Origin of the sequence: Exiguobacterium sp. s63 (assembly GCF_018617335.1) — a bacterium.
GTDB lineage: Bacteria > Bacillota > Bacilli > Exiguobacteriales > Exiguobacteriaceae > Exiguobacterium.
Genome location: NZ_JACSKB010000003.1, coordinates 24,250 through 44,307 on the forward strand (window position 1 = coordinate 24,250; position 20,058 = coordinate 44,307).

Consider the following 20,058-nt stretch of genomic DNA (forward strand, 5'->3'; position numbering starts at 1 on the left):
TAGAGCAGAAACCTTTACGATTCCATGGGTGAACATTACTCATTTTAGGAGGCATACATGCACAGTGGTGAAGCAATAACATCCGTGAAGAACCAATACGCGCGACACATGGTTCCCTATGTAATTGGATTCCTTGTTTCGTTAGGATTGGCGTTCTATAGCATCGTGGCGGCAATCACCCTGTTTATGGGCACGCTGATTTTTTTCATCTATCAGCAAGTAACGTTGCGACGGGAGCGTAAAAATTGGGAACAGTATGTCCTCTCACTCTCTCATCAAATCGAAGAGGTCGGAAAAGAAGCGTTGACGACGATGCCGATCGGAATTTTAGTCTTTGACCAAGATCGACGCATCAGTTGGTATAACGAACAATCGCGATTGATTTTTGAACTTGAGATGGCGATTGGTGTACCACTTGACGCCCTTCATTCCGCATTCGATGAACTGATTGAAGAGGAAGAGGATGAGGCTACGATTGAAGTGGGCGACCGCGTCTATCGTGTCTTTTATAATCAAGCACATCAAACATTATATTTATTTGACATGACTGAAGAAGCAGAGATGGAGCAAAAATATGCTCAAACGCAGACAGTCATCGGTATTTTGTATCTGGATAACTACGATGAGATGTCGACTGCAGTGGATGAACAAGTCCGAAGCGAGGTCAATCGTCGTGTGACGGTGCTTCTCAACCAATGGGCACAGCGACATCACATCTATATGCGTCGTACAGCGGCGGACCGCTTCTTCCTCGTCATGAATGAGCGGACGTTGTCGGAACTTGAAAACAATCGCTTCTCGATTTTAGATGAAGTACGTGACGCGACGAAGGAACAGAGAATTCCATTGACGCTATCCATCGGTATCGGATGCGGGGAGACGACGTTGACGGAGTTAGGCAATCTATCGCAGTCGAGCCTCGATTTAGGTCTCGGCCGTGGTGGTGACCAGGCCGTCGTCAAACGCCATAACGGAAAAGTTCGCTTCTTTGGAGGGAAGACAAACCCGACAGAGAAACGGACGCGTGTCCGAGCGCGTGTCATCTCGAACTCGATGCGCGATCTGATTCGGGAATCGAGCCGTGTCCTTGTCATGGGACATAAAAATCCAGATATGGATTCGCTCGGGGCTTCCATCGGGATTATGAAATTGGCCGAGTTTGTGGGACGTGAAGCATACGTCGTCGTCCCGTCCGGTGAGACAAGTGTTGGTATTCAGCGACTCGTTCAGGAAGTGGAGAACGATGACTCGCTATACAGTCAATTTTTGACCGAGTACGAGGCGCAACCGCTCATCGACGAACAGACACTTCTCGTCGTTGTCGATACACACCGCCCGTCACTCGTCATTTCGAAAGATATTTTGTACCGGTCAGAACGCGTCGTCGTGATTGACCATCACCGTCGCGGCGAAGAGTTCATTGAAGACCCGGTCCTCGTGTATATGGAACCGTATGCTTCGTCGACGAGTGAACTCGTGACGGAGTTAATCGAATATCAAGCAGGGAGCCGTAAACTGTCGATTTTAGAGGCGACGTCACTCTTGGCTGGAATCATGGTCGATACGAAAGGCTTCACACTCCGTACGGGCTCTCGTACGTTTGATGCGGCATCGTTCTTACGAATTCAAGGTGCTGATACGGTTCTCGTACAACACTTTATGCGTCAGGACCTCGATGCTTATATCGAGCAGTCGCAGATTTTAAGAAACACCGAAATTTATGCAGGTGGTATGGCGATTGCCGTCGCTTCTGACGACGAGGCACATCACCAAGTGCTGATTGCGCAGTCCGCGGACCAGTTGCTGAATATGGAAGGCGTCAAAGCGTCGTTCGTCATCGCGATCTTACCGGACGGACGCACGGGAATCAGCGCGAGGTCGCTCGGTGATGTCAATGTCCAGGTCATCATGGAAATGCTCGATGGTGGTGGTCATTTGACGAATGCGGCCACGCAACTTGAAGTGAGTCGTGAACAAGCGAATGCCATGCTGAAAGAGGCAATCGATCATTATGTAACAGATGAAACTGAAGGAGAGGAATCAGAATGAAAGTCATTTTGAAAGTAGATGTAAAAGGTCAAGGGAAAGCTGGAGAAGTGAAGAACGTGGCAGACGCTTACGCGAAAAACGTCTTGTTCAAGAAAAACTTGGCGGTTGAAGCGACACCTGGAAACCTAAAAGCGTTCGCGGCGAAAGAACGTCGTGCCGAAGAGGCTGCAGAAGAAGAGTTGAAAGAAGCACAACAACTGAAAGCGAAACTTGAAAAAGAGACGATCGCCGTCACGACAAAAGCCGGTGAAGGTGGTCGCGTGTTCGGTTCGGTCACAAGCAAACAAATCGCGGATGCCCTTAAAACAATGGGCTACAAAATCGATAAGCGTAAAATTGAACTCGAGCACCCAATCAAGGCGCTCGGTTTCACAAAAGTACCTGTGAAGTTGCACCATGACGTCGTCGCGACGTTGAACGTACATGTACAAGAAGCTTGAAGGTGAGGTAGAGACGGATGAGTGATGCGATTCAAGTCAATACACCACCGCATAGTGTGGAAGCGGAGCAAGCCGTCTTAGGGGCAATCATCCTCGATTCGGATCGATTGATTACGGCCTCGGAACGGGTCGACCCGGACGACTTTTATCGTGTCAGCCACCAGCGCATCTTTGAAGCGATGTTAAAAATCAATGACCGGGGTGAACTGGTCGACTTGGTCACGCTTAGCTCTGAATTGCAGGCGCAAGGGATTTTAGACGAGATTGGCGGCCTCAACTATTTGGCAGAGGTCGCGGAATCCGTCCCGGCCATCGGCAACATCGGTTATTACTTGAACGTCGTCGATCAAAAGGCGGCACTTCGCCGATTGATTCGAACGGCAACAAACATTGTCTCGGATGGGTATGAGCGTCAAGACGAGGTCGATTCCGTTTTGTCTGATGCCGAACGAAACATTTTAAAAGTATCGCAACGAAAAGGGCAATCGAGTTTCCACCCGATCGGTTCCGTCCTATCCGATGCATACTCAACGATTGAAAAGCTGCATCAATCGAGCGGTGAAATCACCGGGATTGCGACCGGATTCACGGATTTGGATAAGATGACGGCCGGTTTCCAACGAAACGATTTAATTATCGTGGCCGCCCGTCCATCTGTCGGGAAGACCGCGTTCGCCTTGAACATCTCGCAAAACGTCGCGGTCCGTACAGGCGAGAACGTCGCCATCTTCAGTTTGGAGATGGGGGCCGAGCAACTCGTCATGCGTATGTTGTGTGCGGAAGGAAACATCGATGCCCAGCGCCTACGGACGGGTCGCCTAGAAGCAGAGGACTGGGGTCGTCTTTCCCTTGCGATGTCGTCGCTCTCGCAAGCGGGCATCTATATCGACGATACGCCGGGTCTTCGGGTCAATGAGATTCGGGCGAAGTGTCGTCGCTTGAAACAGGAATATGGTCTCGGAATGATCATGATTGACTACTTGCAGCTCATCGTCGGGAACGGAAAACCAGGCGAGAACCGGCAACAGGAAGTATCAGAGATCTCACGTACACTCAAAGCGATTGCGCGGGAACTACAAGTACCTGTCATCGCCTTGTCGCAGCTCTCTCGTGGAGTCGAGAGTCGTCAAGACAAGCGACCGATGATGTCGGATATCCGTGAATCGGGAGCCATTGAGCAAGATGCCGATATCGTCGCCTTCCTCTATCGTGATGACTATTACGATAAAGAGAGTGAAGACGCCAACACGATTGAAATCATCATTGCGAAACAACGTAACGGTCCGACCGGTACGGTCAAGCTCTCCTTCCGGAAAGAGTATAACAAGTTCGTCAATATGGAGACGCAAGCCTTCGCACCACCGATGTAACGTCGGTGGTGTCTTTTTTTATATAGGTATAGGTAAAATAACGAACGAATAGTTACATCTTATATAAAACGTTCGGTATTCGATTGACTTTCTTGCTTTTCAAGTGTACACTTACGGATGGTTTGAACAGAACGTTGATTAATAAGGAGGATTCATTATGTCATCAGTAGTCGTAGTGGGAACGCAGTGGGGCGATGAAGGGAAAGGGAAAATCACCGATTTCTTATCGAAACAAGCCGAAGTCGTCGCGCGTTATCAAGGGGGAGACAACGCTGGTCACACGATCGTCTTCAATGATACGAAATATAAACTTCACCTCATTCCGTCTGGGATCTTCTACTCGGATAAAACGTGTGTCATCGGGAACGGGATGGTCGTCAACCCGAAATCACTCGTGACAGAACTCGCTTACTTACACGAACGCGGTGTGAGCACGGATAACCTTCGGATTTCGAACCGTGCCCATATCATCTTGCCGTATCACCAGCTTCAAGACCGTCTTGAGGAAGAGGCGAAAGGTGACGCGAAAGTCGGGACGACTCTGAAAGGGATCGGTCCAGCCTATATGGACAAAGCGGCACGCATCGGGATTCGCATCGCCGACCTTCTCGACAAAGAAGTCTTTTCAGAGAAATTGAAGACTGTGCTCGAATTGAAAAACCGCATGTTCGTGAAAATGTACGAGGTCGACCCAGTCGAATTTGATGACATTTTCGAAGAGTACTACGCGTATGGCCAACAGTTTGCGAAATACGTGTGTGATACATCGGTCGTCTTGAACGATTCACTCGATGAAGAGAAGAAAGTTCTCTTTGAAGGGGCGCAAGGTGTCCTTCTCGATATCGACCACGGAACGTACCCGTTCGTCACATCATCGAACGCAGCGTCAGGTGGCGTATCAAGTGGTGCCGGAATCGGTCCATCGAAGATTCATCACGTGGTCGGTGTCTGTAAGGCATATACATCACGCGTCGGTGACGGTCCATTCCCAACACAACTCGATGACGAGATCGGTCATACAATCCGTGAAGTCGGGAAAGAATACGGAACGACAACAGGTCGTCCACGTCGTGTCGGCTGGTTCGACTCGGTCGTCGTTCGTCACTCACGTCGTGTCAGCGGGATCACAGACCTTTGCCTCAACTCCATCGATGTATTGACGGGTCTTGAGACGCTCAAGATTTGTACATCATATGAGTATGAAGGAAAGCATCTCGACGAATATCCGCCGAACTTCCGCGTCCTTGAGAAGTGTGTACCGGTATATGAAGAACTTCCTGGTTGGACAGAAGACATTACGGGCGTCCGTAACTTCGACGACCTTCCAGAAAACGCACAGCGTTACGTGCGTCGCATCGAGGAATTGACAGGAATCGAATTGTTGACGTTCTCGGTCGGACCGGCTCGTGAACAGACGGTTATCTTGCGTGATATTTACGAAGCATAAGAAAGGGAGCCATCGGGCTCCCTTTTTCATTTCCGTGGAAATGGACCACGCTTTCTAAGCTGTATAAAAAGAGTTACAATGTAGGCATGTACGTTTAATGATAAGAGGAGGACTCACTGAATGGATCGTACGATTTTAGTGGTAGATGACGAACAACCAATCGCAGATATATTGAAGTTTAAACTTGAAAAAGAAGGATACCAGGTGCATGTCGCCTACGACGGCGAAGACGCGCTCGTGAAAGTAGAAGAGATTCAACCCGATCTCATCTTGCTCGACATCATGCTTCCGCTCAAGGATGGCATGGAAGTATGTCGCGAGGTACGAAAGAAGTATGATATGCCGATCATTATGTTGACGGCGAAAGATTCCGAGATCGACAAGGTGCTCGGACTAGAACTTGGGGCGGACGACTACGTCACGAAACCGTTCAGCTCACGCGAGTTGTTGGCGCGTGTCAAAGCGAACATGCGACGTCATGCGACGGCACCGGCACAAGAGTCGAAGGGGGCGAACGCGAACGATATCGTGATCGGCGACTTGACGATTCATCCGGACTCGTACATGGTGACGAAACGGGATGAAAAAATCGAATTGACGCATCGCGAGTTCGAATTGATTCATTACCTCGCGCAAAACATCGGACAAGTGATGACACGTGAACACTTGCTTCAGACGGTGTGGGGCTATGATTACTTCGGTGATGTACGTACCGTGGATGTTACCGTACGTCGTCTTCGTGAAAAAGTAGAGGATAACCCATCGACACCGACGTACATCATCACACGTCGCGGCGTCGGGTATTATTTGAAGGCAGGAGAAGAAGATTAAACGATGAAACGGACGAACTTCTTTAAATCAATCCAGTGGAAGCTCGTCGTCATCTATGCGCTGCTCATTCTCGTTGCGATGCAAGTCATCGGCGTGTACTTTGTGCGTTCTTTGGAACGGCAATACATCAACAACTTCTCGCAGTCACTCGTCGACCGGGCGAACCTACTGAGCTATAACGTCAGTGAGGGGATCGCCGCGAACGGGAGTGACTCGACTACGGATCAGCAGTTGAACCAGTTAATGGATCAGCTGCTGTCTGATTTTACAGAGAGCACGACGCTAGCTGACGACATTCGAGAAGTCCAAATCATCGACACGAATAGTGTCGTACGGGCGACCTCAAACCAAAACAATCAAAGTCTCGTCGGACAACGGACGGCGAGCACGTTCATTCAGAAGTCATTCGCGACAGGTGGGGCACAAGAAACGCTTGTCTATGAAGACTCAAATGACCGGATGCGTGTCGTTGCCGTTCCGATTAAATCGGAAGTCGATGGAACGACGACCGGGATGATCTATATCGAGGCGTCGATGAAGTCTATTTACAATCAGATGGAGCAAGTGACACGTATCCTCGCAACGGGAACGTTGATTGCGCTCATCATCACCTCGTTCCTCGGAATTCTCTTGTCACGCACGATTACGCGACCGATTGCCGATATGCGGAGACAGGCCGTCGAGATGCGGAAAGGGAATTTCTCGCGGAAGGTTAAAGTGTATTCGGATGACGAGGTCGGTCAACTCGCTTATGCGTTCAACGAATTAACGGACGAGTTGATGGAAGCGAACGCGACGACGGAGGCGGAGCGCCGTCGTTTGACGAGTGTCCTGGAGAACATGTCGGACGGTGTGGTCGCAACCGATCGTTCGTTACGCGTCATTTTGATGAATGACCAGGCGCGCGACATGATCGGGGTCGCTGAAGAAGAGGCGATGGGGATGAACTTACAAAGTCTCCTCGCATTCGAAGAGGAAATCGTCATTCCGGAAGACGGGACGATGCCGACGAAGCTGATTGACCTCAGTACGGATGAAGAGTTGTTCCTCGTCCGTGCCTACTTCTCGCCGATTCAAAAACATAGTGGGCCGATCACAGGTCTCATCGTCGTCTTACACGACGTCACGGAGCAAGAACAGGTCGAACAAGACCGCCGTGAGTTCGTCGCGAACGTCAGTCACGAGTTGCGCACACCACTCACGACGATGCGAAGCTATTTGGAGGTTCTCGCCGAAGGAGCTTATCAGGACGATGAGTTGGCACCACGCTTCTTAGAGACGACACAAAACGAGACGGAGCGGATGATTCGCCTCGTCAACGACTTGTTGCAACTCTCGAAGATGGACAGTAAAGAATATAAGATGCAGAAAGTGAAGTTCGACTTTGTACAGTTCTTTAACGATATCATCGATCGTCACGAGATGACGAAAGGGGACGCCATCCAATTCCGTCGTAAACTGATGAAGCGTCGCGTCTACGTGCATGCCGATCAAGATAAGATGACCCAGGTCATCGACAACATCATCACGAACGCCATCAAGTTCTCCCCAGAAGGCGGAACGATTACGTTCCGGACGATGCTTCGGGCGAAACGCCTCGTCATCGGTATCAAGGATGAAGGGGTCGGGATTCCGAAGTCGAACTTGAAGAAAATTTTCGAACGCTTCTATCGTGTCGATAAGGCACGGGCACGTAATATTGGTGGAACCGGACTTGGTCTATCGATTGCGAAGGAAGTCGTATCCGCTCACGGTGGCGACATCTGGGCAGAGAGTGAATTTGGTCGCGGTACGACGATTTACTTCACGATTCCGTTCGATACGATTGTGGAGGTGAATGATTGATGAAGCGGTTTACGATTGCAAAGCCGGAACTGTGGAAGTCGTTCATTTTGCTCACGTTAATCGTCACGTCGATTGTTCAAACCATCATCTTGTGGGATTATCATCCTACCTATCAGGCCGTCCAATCGGAGACGCAATTGACGACGGTGGATGAGTCACTACAGCGTCGGGCAAATCAGGTCATCATCCCGACCCAGGCGGTCGTGCATGACAACAATGCCGTCTTTGCATCGAAAAATACACCAAAGCAACTGATGCGTGTCATTCGAGACTCGTTCGAAGCGAGCGAGTTCAAACCACTCGCCACAAAAAACATTCCGAGCTTCTATTCGAATATCAACGAAGGGCTCGAGCTGATTTTACCGGAGGCTTACTATGCGGACACGCTTAGCTACATGCTTCCCGGGACGTACAGCCTGTCCGGGAAAATCCCACAGCGAATTCTGATTTATATGGATGAAAATGCGTTTAATATCCGTGCCATCATGAGCGACCAATCGATTTGGGAAGGGAAATTGACGAAAGTCGGAAACGGCGATGTGAACAGTCTTTTCCTAAAAAATTCGAGTCGGACGATGAAACGGGTGACATATACCGATGAACGTGTGAATTACATCCCAGTCGTCGGACCTGAGATGAATGAGTTGTTCGCATACGACGTATCGTCGATTCAAATCGATGCGCGTCTCGATTGGATGCGAGACACGTTCTTCCCGGGCGACCCGAACGTCCAAGAAGTCGACCCGGCGAGCTCGGTCGGTGCATTGACGAATGGTGTCAGCGTGGCAGAATATGATGCGAAACTGAACGCCAGTCGCTATCGGAACTTATCACGTAACAGCACCGAGCGCGATACGGCACTCGGATTGGATTCGATTGTGGAATTTGTAAACTTCCACGGGGGATGGGTCGATGATGCATCTGAGAATCAAGGATTATCTCTTCGATTCGATGCCATCACGCCAGCCAATAAAGGGTTTGAAACGACCGTATTCCGTTTTCACGTGAAAGGATACCCCGTCTTTAGTCAGCGTGAAGCGTTTATCAACAATGATGCAATCGACTTATCCACACTTCGTGTGGAAAACGATGGCGCGCAAGTCCGTTCCATTACGCGTCACCACTTGGAGATTGATCGTTTGATCACGGTCGGCACGACACAGTTGGCCGATGCGGATGAAGTGCTCGGTACGCTCATCAATTCCGGACGTTTTGAGAACGTGACCGAGATTCGAATCGGTTATGAAATCGAATATAACGAGGACACGAGCCGCTATGTGACGTTCTCGCCGAACTGGTTCGTACGTGAGGCAGGACGTTGGGTGCCATTCAATCAAAAAGACGGTTGGACAGAAAGGATGATGTATCGTGGACTGGAGTAAAGCGAAAACGATTTTAATCTTCGCCTTCCTCGCCTTGAACATCTATCTGTTATTCCAATTGTTGACGGAAACATGGGCGACCGAGGTCGTGACGAATGATAATACCTCCATTACGCAGATTTTAGACCAAAGGAATGTCGATCCGGCAAAATTGCCACGGATGGGTCGGGATATCGGATATTTGACGGGATCGTCTGAAGAAATGTCGGCTGCGATGATCACCAAAAATCGGGATGCGCAACTGGCGACGACGCTCGACAACATGCAGCTCGAAGTCGAGTTGAAACAGCCGGTCCCGCTCGATGCGAAAGATTTACGGACGACCGCTTCAACGTTTGTGGCAGAATACGTTCCATTCGGGAATGAGTATGCGTATTGGCGATACGATGAGGCGACGAGACAAATCGCGTTCGTCCAAACGTTCGAGGACAACAAAATTTTCTCGACTCCAGAGGTCGAGGGGGACACGGAAATGTATATCGGCCCGTCCCTCATCCTCATTCAGTTGAACGAAGCGTTTGAAGTGACGGATTATAAACAGCGTCATTTAAAAAATCTCTCGTCGAAAACACAAGACGACCTCGTGCTGACAGCCAGTGAAGCCATCTCTCAACTCGCGTCCCGGAAGTATTTCCAACCGAACCAAGAGATGCGGGCCATCAACACCGGGTTTTATAGCTTACCGCTCGACAGCTCAGGCAGTTTGATTATCATGCCACCACTTTGGTCCATCGCGATTGATGACCATGTGTATTTTGTGAACGCCATCGACGGAACCGTCGAACGTGTCGAGTTTGAAACGAAAGAATGAAAGGAGTGATGGTGTGAGTTTACAGTATAGTGTGTTAGCGAGCGGATCGACCGGAAACGCCCTCTATATCGAGACGGAACGGACGAAGCTGCTCGTCGATGCCGGATTGACCGGAAAAGCGATGCAACAGCGCATCGAAGCCATCGGTCGGTCGTTTGATGGGATCGACGCACTGCTCGTCACCCATGAGCACTCCGACCACATCAAAGGTGTCGGGATACTAGCACGAAAGTATAATTTACCGATTTATGCGAATGCGAAGACATGGGCAGCGATGGAATCACTGATTGGAAAAATCGACCCTGCTTTGAAGTTTCAAATCGAAGTGGGCGACGTGAAACAGTTCGGTGATATTGAAATCGAGACGTTCAACGTGAGCCATGATGCGGCAGACCCGATGTTTTATCAGTTTGCCCATGACGGAAAACGTTTGGCCCATATCACCGATACGGGTTATGTCTCGGACCGGATGAAAGGGGTCATCCGTGGAGCAGACGACTTCATCTTTGAGTCGAATCATGACGTCTCGATGCTACAGATGGGGCGTTATCCATGGAGCGTCAAACGACGGATTCTTGGCGATTATGGCCACGTCTCGAACGAAGATGCGGCCATCGCGATGAGTGAGGTCATCGGAGACCGCACGAAACGAATCTATTTGGCCCATTTGAGTAAGGACAACAACATGAAGGAGCTCGCACAGATGAGCGTCTCGCAAACACTCGGCATGCGAGACGTCGACTTAGGTCGAATCAAATTGTGCGACACGGACCCGACAATCCCCACTTCACTCGTTTCTTTATAAGAAAACTTGGGAAAAGACAGGTATCACACTGTCTTGAAGGGGGGACGCGTCGTGAACGAAGAGAGACACCATGAGTATGAACCTCAAGACGTCGAACCTGAAGTACACGAATCAACAGAAGAAAAATCGACGTACCCGTCTCGGAGCGAATGGCGACCGAAGCAAGAGGAGCACGTACGCCATAAGCCGAGACCTAATATAAAACCGTTGTTACTCGGAGGGGTTGGCGGATTCTTAGGAGCGGCTTTGTTTTTTGTCATCGTGATGCTCTGGGATTCGCCGACCTCTCGTTTTGTGACGAATGAACTGACACGGACCGAACAGGCCGTCACCGTCACCGAATCGGACGTCACAACGGCTGTACTCGGTGCGAAGACGTCCGTCGTCAGCATCACCAATATCCAGCGAGCGTTCACCTCGGACTCGCAATGGGAGGCGGGTGCGGGCTCTGGCGTCATCTATAAAGTAGAAGGAAACACGGCCTATATCGTCACGAACTTCCATGTCATCGAAGAAGCAGACGAGGTCAACATTGCCTTCTCCGATGGCCAAATCGCCTCGGCAACCATTTTAGGCGAAGACCCGCTCAATGACTTGGCGGTCGCCGAAGTCGAGTTACCGAAAAATATCGAAGCGAAGCCGATCGTACTTGGCGACTCTACCGTCCTTCAAGCCGGGGAGACCGTTATGGCCATCGGAAATCCGCTCGGTGTCTTCTCAAACTCGGTCACCCGTGGTATCGTCAGTGGTGTCGAGCGGACGGTGCCGGTCGATACGAACAGCGACGGCTTGATGGATTATAACGCGGAAGTCATTCAGACGGATGCGGCCATCAACCCGGGAAATTCAGGCGGTGCCCTCATCAACATTCGGGGAGAACTCGTCGGAATCAACTCGATGAAAATCGCCGAGGCGAGCGTAGAAGGGGTCGGATTCTCCATTCCCGTCAACGTGGCGCTACCGGTCATTGACATGTTAGAACGCGACGGCAAGGTGACACGGGCCCAGCTCGGGGTCACGATTCAAGAAGTCATCGCCGTACCCGGTAATATCCGGGAAGAATACGGTATCTCCTTCGACCAGGAAGACGGTGTCTTCGTCGAAGAAGTGACACCAGGTAGTCCGGCCGAAGAAGCAGGACTACGTGTTGGCGATATCATCACACAAATCGGAGATCGAGAGATCAAACGTTACGTCGATTTACGCGATGCACTCTATCGTGATGCGACGGTCGGTGATACGATTACCATTGAGTATTTACGTCGCGGGGAAGCGAGAAAAACCGAGGCGACATTAACTGAAGCAACATAAAGAAGCGGCGACGCTTCTTTTTTAAGGAGGAAAAATTGTGGAAAAAACAGTATGCAAGGAACATGTTGAAATCGCTTTAGACATCATTGTGGATGAAACAGGTGAATACCCGTTGCTAGAGGAATTATCCACAAGTGAACATGTGACATGTGAGTTCTGTGAAGCGGACGCAACATATATTGTGTCAAGCAAAAACTAATTATCAACATGTGGATTTGTGGATAACTCTGTGGATAACCCTATGGATAACTCCAAAAAAACTGTGGAAAAAGGAAGAATTGGATGAATATTTCAATTATCACGGTCGGCAAACTGAAAGAAAAATATTTAAAACAAGGAATTGCCGAGTATACAAAACGGCTTTCCGCCTATGCAAAAGTGCAGGAAATCGAGGTCTCAGACGAAAAAGCACCCGAGCATTTGAGTGAGGCAGATATGTTACTAGTAAAACAAAAGGAAGGCGAGCGTATTTTGGCGAAGATATCCCCAGATACGCACGTCATCGCCTTAGCGATTCAAGGAAAGCAGCGGACGAGTGAAGAGTTCGCTCGTGAACTCGATCAACTCGCGACGTATGGAAAGAGTAAAATCGCCTTCGTCATCGGAGGATCGCTCGGTCTGTCGGACGATGTGATGAAACGAGCTGATGATACGATTTCGTTCTCGAAGATGACGTTCCCCCACCAACTCATGAAACTCGTGTTGTGTGAGCAGATTTATCGGGCGTATCGAATCAATCGGAATGAGCCGTATCACAAATAAACGTTATTTCTGAGGTATAGATATTAACGAACTCTCTTCTCTTTGTTATTTACGTGAAGCAAATGAATTTGACAAAAGCGAAGAACGTGACTATTCATGAAAATCATCTAATTTGGACCTCAAATTTATGTTGTCCTTTCGGTTGATGACAAATAGATTTGAGGTCATGGATGATATATGATGAATCACAAAAGTTTGGTAGTGCACTGTAGATTACACTGAAATACGCTTCGCTACTCTATCTAAAAATCTTTTTCTTCGATGATCTTTCCCACTACTCGTAAACGGACTATTCAACCAGTTCACATTTTTAAGTCCAATCCCTTTTAATGTTCTACGAATAAGAGTCCCTTCAATGGGATTCCCGGCCAAAAATTTTAAATACCACGTGGGCACTTCCGAAGTGGAAATGACAGTGGTTTTTTTAATATGAGTTAGTAATCCTTTCAATCCAGTAGATTCCTCTACATAGGCAAAGTTTTTCAACATGACCTTGTCAAAAAAACCTTTTAAAATAGCTGGAACATCAAACCACCAAACAGGGAAGATAAAAACTAATTCATCACTGTCGCTTAGCATCTTCTGATATTGGTTCACTAAGGGATCTCGGGATTGACCTTTCGAATAAAGAGATAAATCAGATTCACTTAATACAGGATTGAATTGATCTCTATTTAGGTCAATGATTTGATAATCTTTTTTCCTGCGGACTAATTGTTCAATTGTTGTATCCATAATAGATTTATTGAAACTACCATGCCATGGATGAGCAAGAATGATCGTTGCTTTCATCGGTAACCCTCCTGCTATATTTGGAATTTGAATAACCTTTAATTTGAGCACATGCTTTTATTTGAACAATTGCTCAAATAATATACCTGCAATATAATGTTAGTGTAGACATTGCGTCAATAAGTATAGAGGTATTCATACAAAACTCTCATTTTGTACAAATTAAGGAGTACTTATGCTAAAACAAAAACCAATAAATACGAATTCTATAAGATCAATCAATCTTTTAGTGGATACTATGTTGGAATTAATGCGTCGAACGAACTTTACGAGTATCACCATATCAGAACTTACTAAAACTGCGGGATTGGCGCGAAATACATTTTATGCTCACTTTGATACGAAAGAGGATGTACTAACCTATCACATGTATCAAATATTTAGACAGAGGATTCAACTTGCATCAACAGAAGTGAAACAAGGACCACTTGATTTCGATACATTGTATTTTGAGATATGGAGTGACAACCTCGAATTCTTGAATCTCTTAAAGGGAAATGATTTACTTCCGCTTTTGAATCGCTTTGAGGAACATTTTGATTTACTTTGTACAGATTTTCAAATTTATGAGAATTGTAATGTATCTGAAAAAGCGGAAGCATATGCGAATGCAGTATACGCAGATTCATTAGCAAGTATTGTGAAAAGGTGGATGAAGACCGGTATGAAAGAAACACCACAAGAATTAAGTGACATTTTTAAAGAATTCATTCGGTGAACTTTTTTTTAGTTTGCTTGGAATCGAAGTAGGTAATGAAGTCGCATATTCGGTTTCTTATACAACTGATCAAAATAATTGGAGAGTTTTATGAACTACACTATCAGTCTTCTAATAAATCAAATCGCTCCCGATTTTCTAACAACCTTTGAACGTTTTCAGGAAACGCATCGCATCTATGCCGTGGATTCAAATGGTGAGCTTTATCAAAAAGACGAGCACTATATTGATGAATGGGACGATGCGAAAAAGAAACAGGTCATCGAGATTCTCAACTACTACATCGACCGTGGCGGCGTTGTTGTTGCATTCCGAAATGGTGAAACGTTACTTGGCTTTGCCGGACTGGATGGACACCTGCTCGGAACGGAAGGACAGTATTTGAATCTGGGCTTCATTCATGTGAGTCGTCCTTGCCGAGGCCAGGGAATCGGAAAGCTATTATTTGAACGTGTCTGTCAGGCGGCAATCGAACGAGGTGCGAAAAAACTATACATCGGGGCGAATCCGGCTATTGATACGTATCATTTCTATGAAGTGATGGGATGTACGTTAGCCGAAGAAATCGTGCCAGAAGTCTACGAGGCAGAACCACTCGACTTACAACTCGAATATGTTTTATCATCTCCTGAGACTGCATCATAACGATGTGGTCTTTTTCATACAAAAAATCGCTCAACTTCAAGCTTTATCTCCTATGAAGAATTGAGGATTTCGAAAAATTGTGATAGAATCACAAGGCAAATGATTATCATTATCAGTCAATAAGAATAGATGGAATCGAATAAGTTTGAGTGAACGTGAAAGGATGAATACAATGAGCACGCTTGAAGCATATAACATGGCATTTCGAAATGGATTGGAACTAGAGGATGATGTGGTCCTTGAAGAGATGAAGCTTGGGGAATCAACGGAGTGGGATTCGATTGGACATATGACCCTCATCGCCGAAATCGAGGATGCGTTTGACGTCTATATCGACTCGGATGAAATGACAGAGTTCCATTCGTATCAGTCTGGTATTGCGTTGTTGCAACGTCTCGGTGTGGATATTCAATCATGACGCTTTTTCAAACACTCGAGCAGTATGCGGATCGTGAGGCGGTCTATGCGGACCGCTCTTATTCCTATAGAGAGATGCTGGAAGTCGGGGACTCGATTTGTCAGGAGGTCGGCGAACGGTCACTCGTCTTCTGTTTATGTGCCAACCGAGTCGAGTCGCTCTTCGGATATATCGGCTTTCTCCGTGGACGGGTCGTCCCGGTCTTGCTCGATGCAGATATTCCAGTGGAACAATTACAGAAGTTGATAGAACGGTATCAACCGACTCACGTCTGGGCTCCGGAGACAAGGGAGGATTTGGCGAACTCGTTGGATGCCTTCTATGGCTATGGTGGCTACGCCTTATTTGAAACCGAAACATTGGTTCGCCACCAACTTCATGAGGAGCTTGCCCTTCTGTTGACGACATCAGGGAGTACCGGAAGTCCGAAATTGGTGCGTCTCACGTATAACAATCTATCAGCTAACGCCACATCGATCATCGACTATCTCGACATCGATCAAACGGATAAACCAATCACGACCCTTCCGATGAACTATTCGTATGGACTCTCCATCATCAACAGTCATCTGTTGAAAGGAGCGACCCTCATCCTGACAGACCGCTCGATCGTTCAAAAGGAGTTTTGGGAGCTGTGTCGTGCCGAGCAGGCGACGACGTTTGGTGGGGTCCCGTTTCATTATGAGATGTTGAAACGATTGAAGTTTGAGACGTATGATCTCCCAAGTCTGAAGAAGTTGACGCAAGCCGGTGGCAAGTTGGACCCGGCACTTGCGCAGCACTTCGCAACAGTATGTGCAGAGAAAGGGATTCAATTTTTCATCATGTACGGTCAGACGGAGGCGACGGCCCGGATGTCGTATTTACCAGATCGGATGCATGCGAAAAAAGCCGGTAGCATCGGAATTGCCATCCCTGGCGGATCGCTCACGTTGCGTGACGAATCCGGAAATGACATCAAAGAGGCAAACGTGACAGGCGAATTGGTGTATCAAGGCGACAACGTGTCGTTTGGGTATGCGACCTCGTTAGCGGACCTTTCAAAAGGTGATGACAATCAAGGCGTCTTGCGTACGGGTGACATGGCGTATCGCGACGAGGATGGATATTTCTTCATCGTCGGCCGAATCAAGCGCATGATCAAACTGTATGGCAGCCGAATCAGCTTAGATGAAGTCGAGGCGTTCCTTCGAGAGCATGGACATGATTGCGTCTGTGCCGGGGAAGACGACCAGCTATACGTGTATACGTTACAAGATGACGTCGCACGCATTCAAAAAATCATCAAAGAACAAATCAAGGTGAAAGGTGTGCGGGTGATGCAGATTGACGAGATTCCGCGGAATGCGTTCGGGAAGATTCGTTATGCTGCATTGCCGAAGCGAGAACTTGTGAACACCTGATTGTCAGGAATCGGTACATCGTCAAGTTTCATAACATCAGGTGGTAAATATGACTTTTATTTCGATTGAATTTCTCTTATTTTTAACCCTCATCGTTGGAGCGTACTATATGGTTCCACATCGGTACCGTTGGGTGCTCCTTTTGTTGGCGAGCTATGTCTTTTACGCCACGTTGAGCGTTCAATTCATACCGCTCCTGCTGATCAGTACCGCTTTCACCTATGTGATTGGAATTCTGATTGAGAAGCAGGAGAAGAAGGAGCAGAAAAAACGGCTCATGTGGGTCGGTGTCTCGGTGCTCGTCTTCTTCCTCGGCTGGTTCAAATATTTTAATTTCGTCAATGATTCGCTCCGTTCATTTGCTACATGGAGCGGATTTGATTATGACGTCCCGTATAAAGAAATCGTGTTGCCGTTGGCCATCTCGTTTTATACGTTCCAAGCCATCAGTTATGTCGTGGACGTCTCGCGAGGGAAGCAAAAAGCAGAGCGTCATTACGGTTATTTCTCGGTTTATTTCGCCTTCTTCCCGCAACTTGTGGCGGGTCCGATTGAGCGGGCGAAAAAGCTGCTTCCACAACTGAAGACGGAGCAACATCTCGACTACGACAACATCAGCTATGGCATCCAGCGCATCATTTGGGGGTTCTTCAAGAAGACATTGATTGCCGATCGGTTGGCCCCGATTGTCGCGAGTGTATTCACTAGCCCGGACCCGACCGGTTCGGAGATTGTGCTCGCAACGATGTTGTTCTCGATTCAACTGTTCGCGGACTTCTCGGCATGCAGTGACATCGCCATCGGCTGTGCACGCTTACTCGGGATTCGCTTATCGGAAAACTTCAAGCAGCCGCACTTCGCCGTATCAATCGCCGACTTCTGGAACCGCTGGCATATCACGCTTTCGATGTGGCTACGGGATTATATCTTCATGCCGCTCGCAAAAGGAAAGAAGAAACGCGAACAGATATATGGTGCCATCCTTGCGACATTTTTAGTTAGTGGGATTTGGCACGGAGCCGCATGGAACTTTGTCTTATGGGGACTCATTCATGGAATCTATCGCGTGTTCGGTGATCATACGAAACAGCAGCGTGAAAAAATGGCGTCATGGGTCGGATTTGACCGCGTGCCGACACTGCATCGATGGTGGAAAATCGCCATCACGTTCCAGCTCGTCTGTTTCTCACGCGTCTTCTTCCAATCGCATTCGATGGCAGAGGCGTTCTCGCATGCCAAACTGTACGTGACACCTTCGTCATGGGCACCGTCAGGCATGATGCAGGCGATTCAAATGTTCTCATTGCTCGATTTGATCATCTTCCTCGTCGTCTTTGTCGTCGTTCATCTGTTCCAACATATTGAACGGACGAGAGGTTCGGCTTGGGATTGGATGGCACGTCAGTCTGCCGTGACGAGCGTGGCCATCAACTTGTTCTTGATTATCTCAGCGTTCTTATTTGGCGTGTCGAGCCAAGGATTTGTATACGGTGGGTTCTAAGATGGATGGAAAGGAATTAGCATGAAGCGTTTAGGAATCAAAATAGGTATCGTATTACTCGTCATCATCGCAATCTTCATTCCCGTCAACGAGTTCGTGAAAGAGTCGTGGGAATATAATAATAACCGAGCTGTCCTTGCCTTCAAGGAAAATCCTCACCCTGTCGACATCATCAATTTGGGAACGTCCCATGCGATGTACGGGTATTCATTCAAGTCGCTTGGATTGTCGCATCTCGATTTGGCGTTACCGAGTCAGCCGATCGAATATGACTTGAAGATGTTGAAAGAATACGATGAACATCTGAAGCCAGGTGGGGTCGTGATTGTGTCCTTATCTCAAATTACCTTCAGCAATTCGAACGTCGGTCGGAAAGAAAACTATTATCGCGTCTTGGAACGGGAAGACTTGGAGTCGGTCAGTTGGTTCAACTACTATACACACGAACGCTTCCCTGCATTGAACAGTGGGAGTGCCTACGCCGCCATTTCCCGGGAAATCCGAGATTTTCGCTTCGATGCGCATAAGCCATGGGAGAATGGGGGGCTGAACTATTCCGAGCGTAAGTATGAGGAAGTCGCCGCCCAATACGAGAATGCCGTGAACAATCACGAGATTGAAGAGAATATGGCATATTTACAAGACATCATCGATTATTGCAAGAAGCAAGGCTATCGCGTCGTCTTGGCGATGGAGCCGGTCCATGCCTCATATCATACGTATTTTGATGAAGACGTCATGGAACGCCTCGTGTTTCAGCATTTAGAAAAATTGGATATCGATGTCCCATTCCTCAACTACATGGGGGACGAACGGTTCATTCACAAACAATCCTTCTTCCATAACCCGGACCATTTGAATGGGGACGGGCGGAAGTTATTGTCTACGCTTGTTTATGAAGATTTGAAGCGATTGGGGTATATTCAAGATGAAGATGATAATATGGAACGGGAGTGATTCCAATCGAAACAATCTATTTAGCGGGCGGATGCCTATGGGGTGTTCAAGAATTTGTGAAGACATTACCCGGCGTCCTCTCGACCGAAGCAGGTCGAGCGAATGGGACGACGGATACGTTGGATGGGGAATATGACGGGTATGCCGAATGTGTCAAAACGACGTTCGATCCAGACGTAGTGACGGTCGAGGATTTGATGCACTACTTATTTGAAATCATCGACCCATACAGTATCAATCAACAAGGAATCGATGTCGGCGAGAAGTATCGGACGGGCGTCTACAGTGAGGAGCCCCGGCACTTGATGGAGGCGCAGGGGTTCATTGATCGACGCTCGGATGCGAAGCGGATTGCTGTTGAAGTCAAGCCGCTCACGAACTATGTGCGAAGTGCGGACGAACATCAGGACCGTCTGACACGTTGCCCGGACGATTATTGTCACATCCCGAAAGACTTGTTAACGAAATATCAGACCGTTTCATCATCAAAGCGTCTCTTCTGAGATGCTTTTTTCATTTTTTCCCAAATGAGTAAAGCTAAATGGATGAGTTTCATGTCTAATGAGTGTAA

Annotated in this window: 20 protein-coding genes; 19 read left to right on the forward strand and 1 reads right to left on the reverse strand. The window is 48.0% G+C overall.

Going from position 1 to position 20,058, the window contains the following annotated elements; all coding sequences use genetic code 11:
- The first annotated feature begins 57 nt into the window (after nucleotides 1–57).
- The 12 genes from KNO90_RS10580 (at nucleotide 58) to rlmH (ending at nucleotide 13,053) form a co-directional block, all read left to right on the forward strand.
- Nucleotides 58–2,049: a DHH family phosphoesterase gene (locus KNO90_RS10580; RefSeq protein ID WP_214742438.1), complete on the forward strand. Its 1,992-nt coding sequence runs from the start codon at nucleotides 58–60 to the stop codon at nucleotides 2,047–2,049.
- Nucleotides 2,046–2,489: a 50S ribosomal protein L9 gene (gene rplI, locus KNO90_RS10585; protein WP_214742439.1), complete on the forward strand. Its 444-nt coding sequence runs from the start codon at nucleotides 2,046–2,048 to the stop codon at nucleotides 2,487–2,489. The genes KNO90_RS10580 and rplI overlap by 4 nt, the downstream gene beginning before the upstream one ends.
- Before the next feature lie 17 nt (nucleotides 2,490–2,506).
- The gene (dnaB, locus tag KNO90_RS10590) at nucleotides 2,507–3,859 is read left to right on the forward strand and encodes a replicative DNA helicase (protein WP_026824725.1); all 1,353 of its coding nucleotides are present in this window, start codon (nucleotides 2,507–2,509) and stop codon (nucleotides 3,857–3,859) included.
- Nucleotides 3,860–4,016: 157 nt separating this feature from the next.
- Nucleotides 4,017–5,306 carry an adenylosuccinate synthase gene (locus tag KNO90_RS10595; protein WP_215113552.1) on the forward strand — a complete coding sequence of 430 codons (1,290 nt, stop codon included), beginning with the start codon at nucleotides 4,017–4,019 and terminating at the stop codon, nucleotides 5,304–5,306.
- 120 nt (nucleotides 5,307–5,426) lie between these two features.
- Nucleotides 5,427–6,137 carry a response regulator YycF gene (gene yycF / locus KNO90_RS10600; RefSeq protein WP_214742441.1) on the forward strand — a complete coding sequence of 237 codons (711 nt, stop codon included), beginning with the start codon at nucleotides 5,427–5,429 and terminating at the stop codon, nucleotides 6,135–6,137.
- A 3-nt stretch (nucleotides 6,138–6,140) separates the two neighbouring features.
- Nucleotides 6,141–7,982: a cell wall metabolism sensor histidine kinase WalK gene (gene walK / locus KNO90_RS10605; protein WP_214742442.1), complete on the forward strand. Its 1,842-nt coding sequence runs from the start codon at nucleotides 6,141–6,143 to the stop codon at nucleotides 7,980–7,982.
- The gene (gene yycH, locus KNO90_RS10610) at nucleotides 7,982–9,364 is read left to right on the forward strand and encodes a two-component system activity regulator YycH (RefSeq protein ID WP_215113553.1); all 1,383 of its coding nucleotides are present in this window, start codon (nucleotides 7,982–7,984) and stop codon (nucleotides 9,362–9,364) included. The genes walK and yycH overlap by 1 nt, the downstream gene beginning before the upstream one ends.
- Nucleotides 9,351–10,175, forward strand: a complete 825-nt coding sequence (locus KNO90_RS10615) for a two-component system regulatory protein YycI (protein WP_214778714.1) — start codon at nucleotides 9,351–9,353, stop codon at nucleotides 10,173–10,175. The genes yycH and KNO90_RS10615 overlap by 14 nt, the downstream gene beginning before the upstream one ends.
- Nucleotides 10,176–10,188: 13 nt before the next feature.
- Nucleotides 10,189–10,980 (forward strand): MBL fold metallo-hydrolase, encoded by a 792-nt coding sequence (locus KNO90_RS10620; RefSeq protein WP_214778712.1) that lies wholly within the window; start codon nucleotides 10,189–10,191, stop codon nucleotides 10,978–10,980.
- Nucleotides 10,981–11,031: 51 nt separating this feature from the next.
- On the forward strand, nucleotides 11,032–12,291 hold the full coding sequence (locus tag KNO90_RS10625) for a S1C family serine protease (RefSeq protein WP_215113554.1): 1,260 nt from the start codon (nucleotides 11,032–11,034) through the stop codon (nucleotides 12,289–12,291).
- A gap of 37 nt (nucleotides 12,292–12,328) precedes the next feature.
- A complete protein-coding gene (locus KNO90_RS10630) occupies nucleotides 12,329–12,490 on the forward strand; it encodes a CxxH/CxxC protein (RefSeq protein ID WP_215113555.1) in 162 nt (53 codons plus the stop codon).
- A gap of 83 nt (nucleotides 12,491–12,573) precedes the next feature.
- Entirely contained in the window at nucleotides 12,574–13,053 is a 480-nt protein-coding gene (gene rlmH, locus KNO90_RS10635; RefSeq protein ID WP_074034007.1) for a 23S rRNA (pseudouridine(1915)-N(3))-methyltransferase RlmH, read from the forward strand.
- Nucleotides 13,054–13,266: 213 nt separating this feature from the next.
- On the opposite strand, the gene KNO90_RS10640 is transcribed toward rlmH, so the two are convergent.
- Entirely contained in the window at nucleotides 13,267–13,845 is a 579-nt protein-coding gene (locus KNO90_RS10640; RefSeq protein ID WP_215113556.1) for an NAD(P)H-dependent oxidoreductase, read from the reverse strand.
- 175 nt (nucleotides 13,846–14,020) lie between these two features.
- Here KNO90_RS10640 and KNO90_RS10645 point away from each other — a divergent pair, with 175 nt between their 5' ends.
- The 7 genes from KNO90_RS10645 (at nucleotide 14,021) to KNO90_RS10675 (ending at nucleotide 19,990) form a co-directional block, all read left to right on the forward strand.
- Nucleotides 14,021–14,563 carry a TetR/AcrR family transcriptional regulator gene (locus KNO90_RS10645; RefSeq protein WP_215113557.1) on the forward strand — a complete coding sequence of 181 codons (543 nt, stop codon included), beginning with the start codon at nucleotides 14,021–14,023 and terminating at the stop codon, nucleotides 14,561–14,563.
- Nucleotides 14,564–14,653: 90 nt separating this feature from the next.
- A complete protein-coding gene (locus KNO90_RS10650) occupies nucleotides 14,654–15,208 on the forward strand; it encodes a GNAT family N-acetyltransferase (RefSeq protein ID WP_215113558.1) in 555 nt (184 codons plus the stop codon).
- A gap of 172 nt (nucleotides 15,209–15,380) precedes the next feature.
- Complete coding sequence (locus KNO90_RS10655; RefSeq protein WP_015880247.1) at nucleotides 15,381–15,626, forward strand: acyl carrier protein; 246 nt, start codon at nucleotides 15,381–15,383, stop codon at nucleotides 15,624–15,626.
- Nucleotides 15,623–17,029, forward strand: a complete 1,407-nt coding sequence (locus tag KNO90_RS10660) for an AMP-binding protein (protein ID WP_215113559.1) — start codon at nucleotides 15,623–15,625, stop codon at nucleotides 17,027–17,029. The genes KNO90_RS10655 and KNO90_RS10660 overlap by 4 nt, the downstream gene beginning before the upstream one ends.
- A gap of 49 nt (nucleotides 17,030–17,078) precedes the next feature.
- The gene (locus KNO90_RS10665) at nucleotides 17,079–18,530 is read left to right on the forward strand and encodes an MBOAT family O-acyltransferase (protein ID WP_215113560.1); all 1,452 of its coding nucleotides are present in this window, start codon (nucleotides 17,079–17,081) and stop codon (nucleotides 18,528–18,530) included.
- 21 nt (nucleotides 18,531–18,551) lie between these two features.
- Nucleotides 18,552–19,487 (forward strand): hypothetical protein, encoded by a 936-nt coding sequence (locus KNO90_RS10670; RefSeq protein WP_215113561.1) that lies wholly within the window; start codon nucleotides 18,552–18,554, stop codon nucleotides 19,485–19,487.
- 5 nt (nucleotides 19,488–19,492) lie between these two features.
- Nucleotides 19,493–19,990 (forward strand): peptide-methionine (S)-S-oxide reductase, encoded by a 498-nt coding sequence (locus tag KNO90_RS10675; protein ID WP_215113685.1) that lies wholly within the window; start codon nucleotides 19,493–19,495, stop codon nucleotides 19,988–19,990.
- Nucleotides 19,991–20,058 lie beyond the last annotated feature (68 nt).

Coding starts and splice junctions, on each gene's coding strand:
- KNO90_RS10580 (WP_214742438.1), top strand. CDS start 58: ATGCACAGTGGTGAAGCAATAACATCCGTGAAGAACCAATACGCGCGA.
- rplI (WP_214742439.1), top strand. CDS start 2,046: ATGAAAGTCATTTTGAAAGTAGATGTAAAAGGTCAAGGGAAAGCTGGA.
- dnaB (WP_026824725.1), top strand. CDS start 2,507: ATGAGTGATGCGATTCAAGTCAATACACCACCGCATAGTGTGGAAGCG.
- KNO90_RS10595 (WP_215113552.1), top strand. CDS start 4,017: ATGTCATCAGTAGTCGTAGTGGGAACGCAGTGGGGCGATGAAGGGAAA.
- yycF (WP_214742441.1), top strand. CDS start 5,427: ATGGATCGTACGATTTTAGTGGTAGATGACGAACAACCAATCGCAGAT.
- walK (WP_214742442.1), top strand. CDS start 6,141: ATGAAACGGACGAACTTCTTTAAATCAATCCAGTGGAAGCTCGTCGTC.
- yycH (WP_215113553.1), top strand. CDS start 7,982: ATGAAGCGGTTTACGATTGCAAAGCCGGAACTGTGGAAGTCGTTCATT.
- rlmH (WP_074034007.1), top strand. CDS start 12,574: ATGAATATTTCAATTATCACGGTCGGCAAACTGAAAGAAAAATATTTA.
- KNO90_RS10640 (WP_215113556.1), bottom strand. CDS start 13,845: ATGAAAGCAACGATCATTCTTGCTCATCCATGGCATGGTAGTTTCAAT.
- KNO90_RS10645 (WP_215113557.1), top strand. CDS start 14,021: ATGCTAAAACAAAAACCAATAAATACGAATTCTATAAGATCAATCAAT.
- KNO90_RS10650 (WP_215113558.1), top strand. CDS start 14,654: ATGAACTACACTATCAGTCTTCTAATAAATCAAATCGCTCCCGATTTT.
- KNO90_RS10655 (WP_015880247.1), top strand. CDS start 15,381: ATGAGCACGCTTGAAGCATATAACATGGCATTTCGAAATGGATTGGAA.
- KNO90_RS10660 (WP_215113559.1), top strand. CDS start 15,623: ATGACGCTTTTTCAAACACTCGAGCAGTATGCGGATCGTGAGGCGGTC.
- KNO90_RS10665 (WP_215113560.1), top strand. CDS start 17,079: ATGACTTTTATTTCGATTGAATTTCTCTTATTTTTAACCCTCATCGTT.
- KNO90_RS10670 (WP_215113561.1), top strand. CDS start 18,552: ATGAAGCGTTTAGGAATCAAAATAGGTATCGTATTACTCGTCATCATC.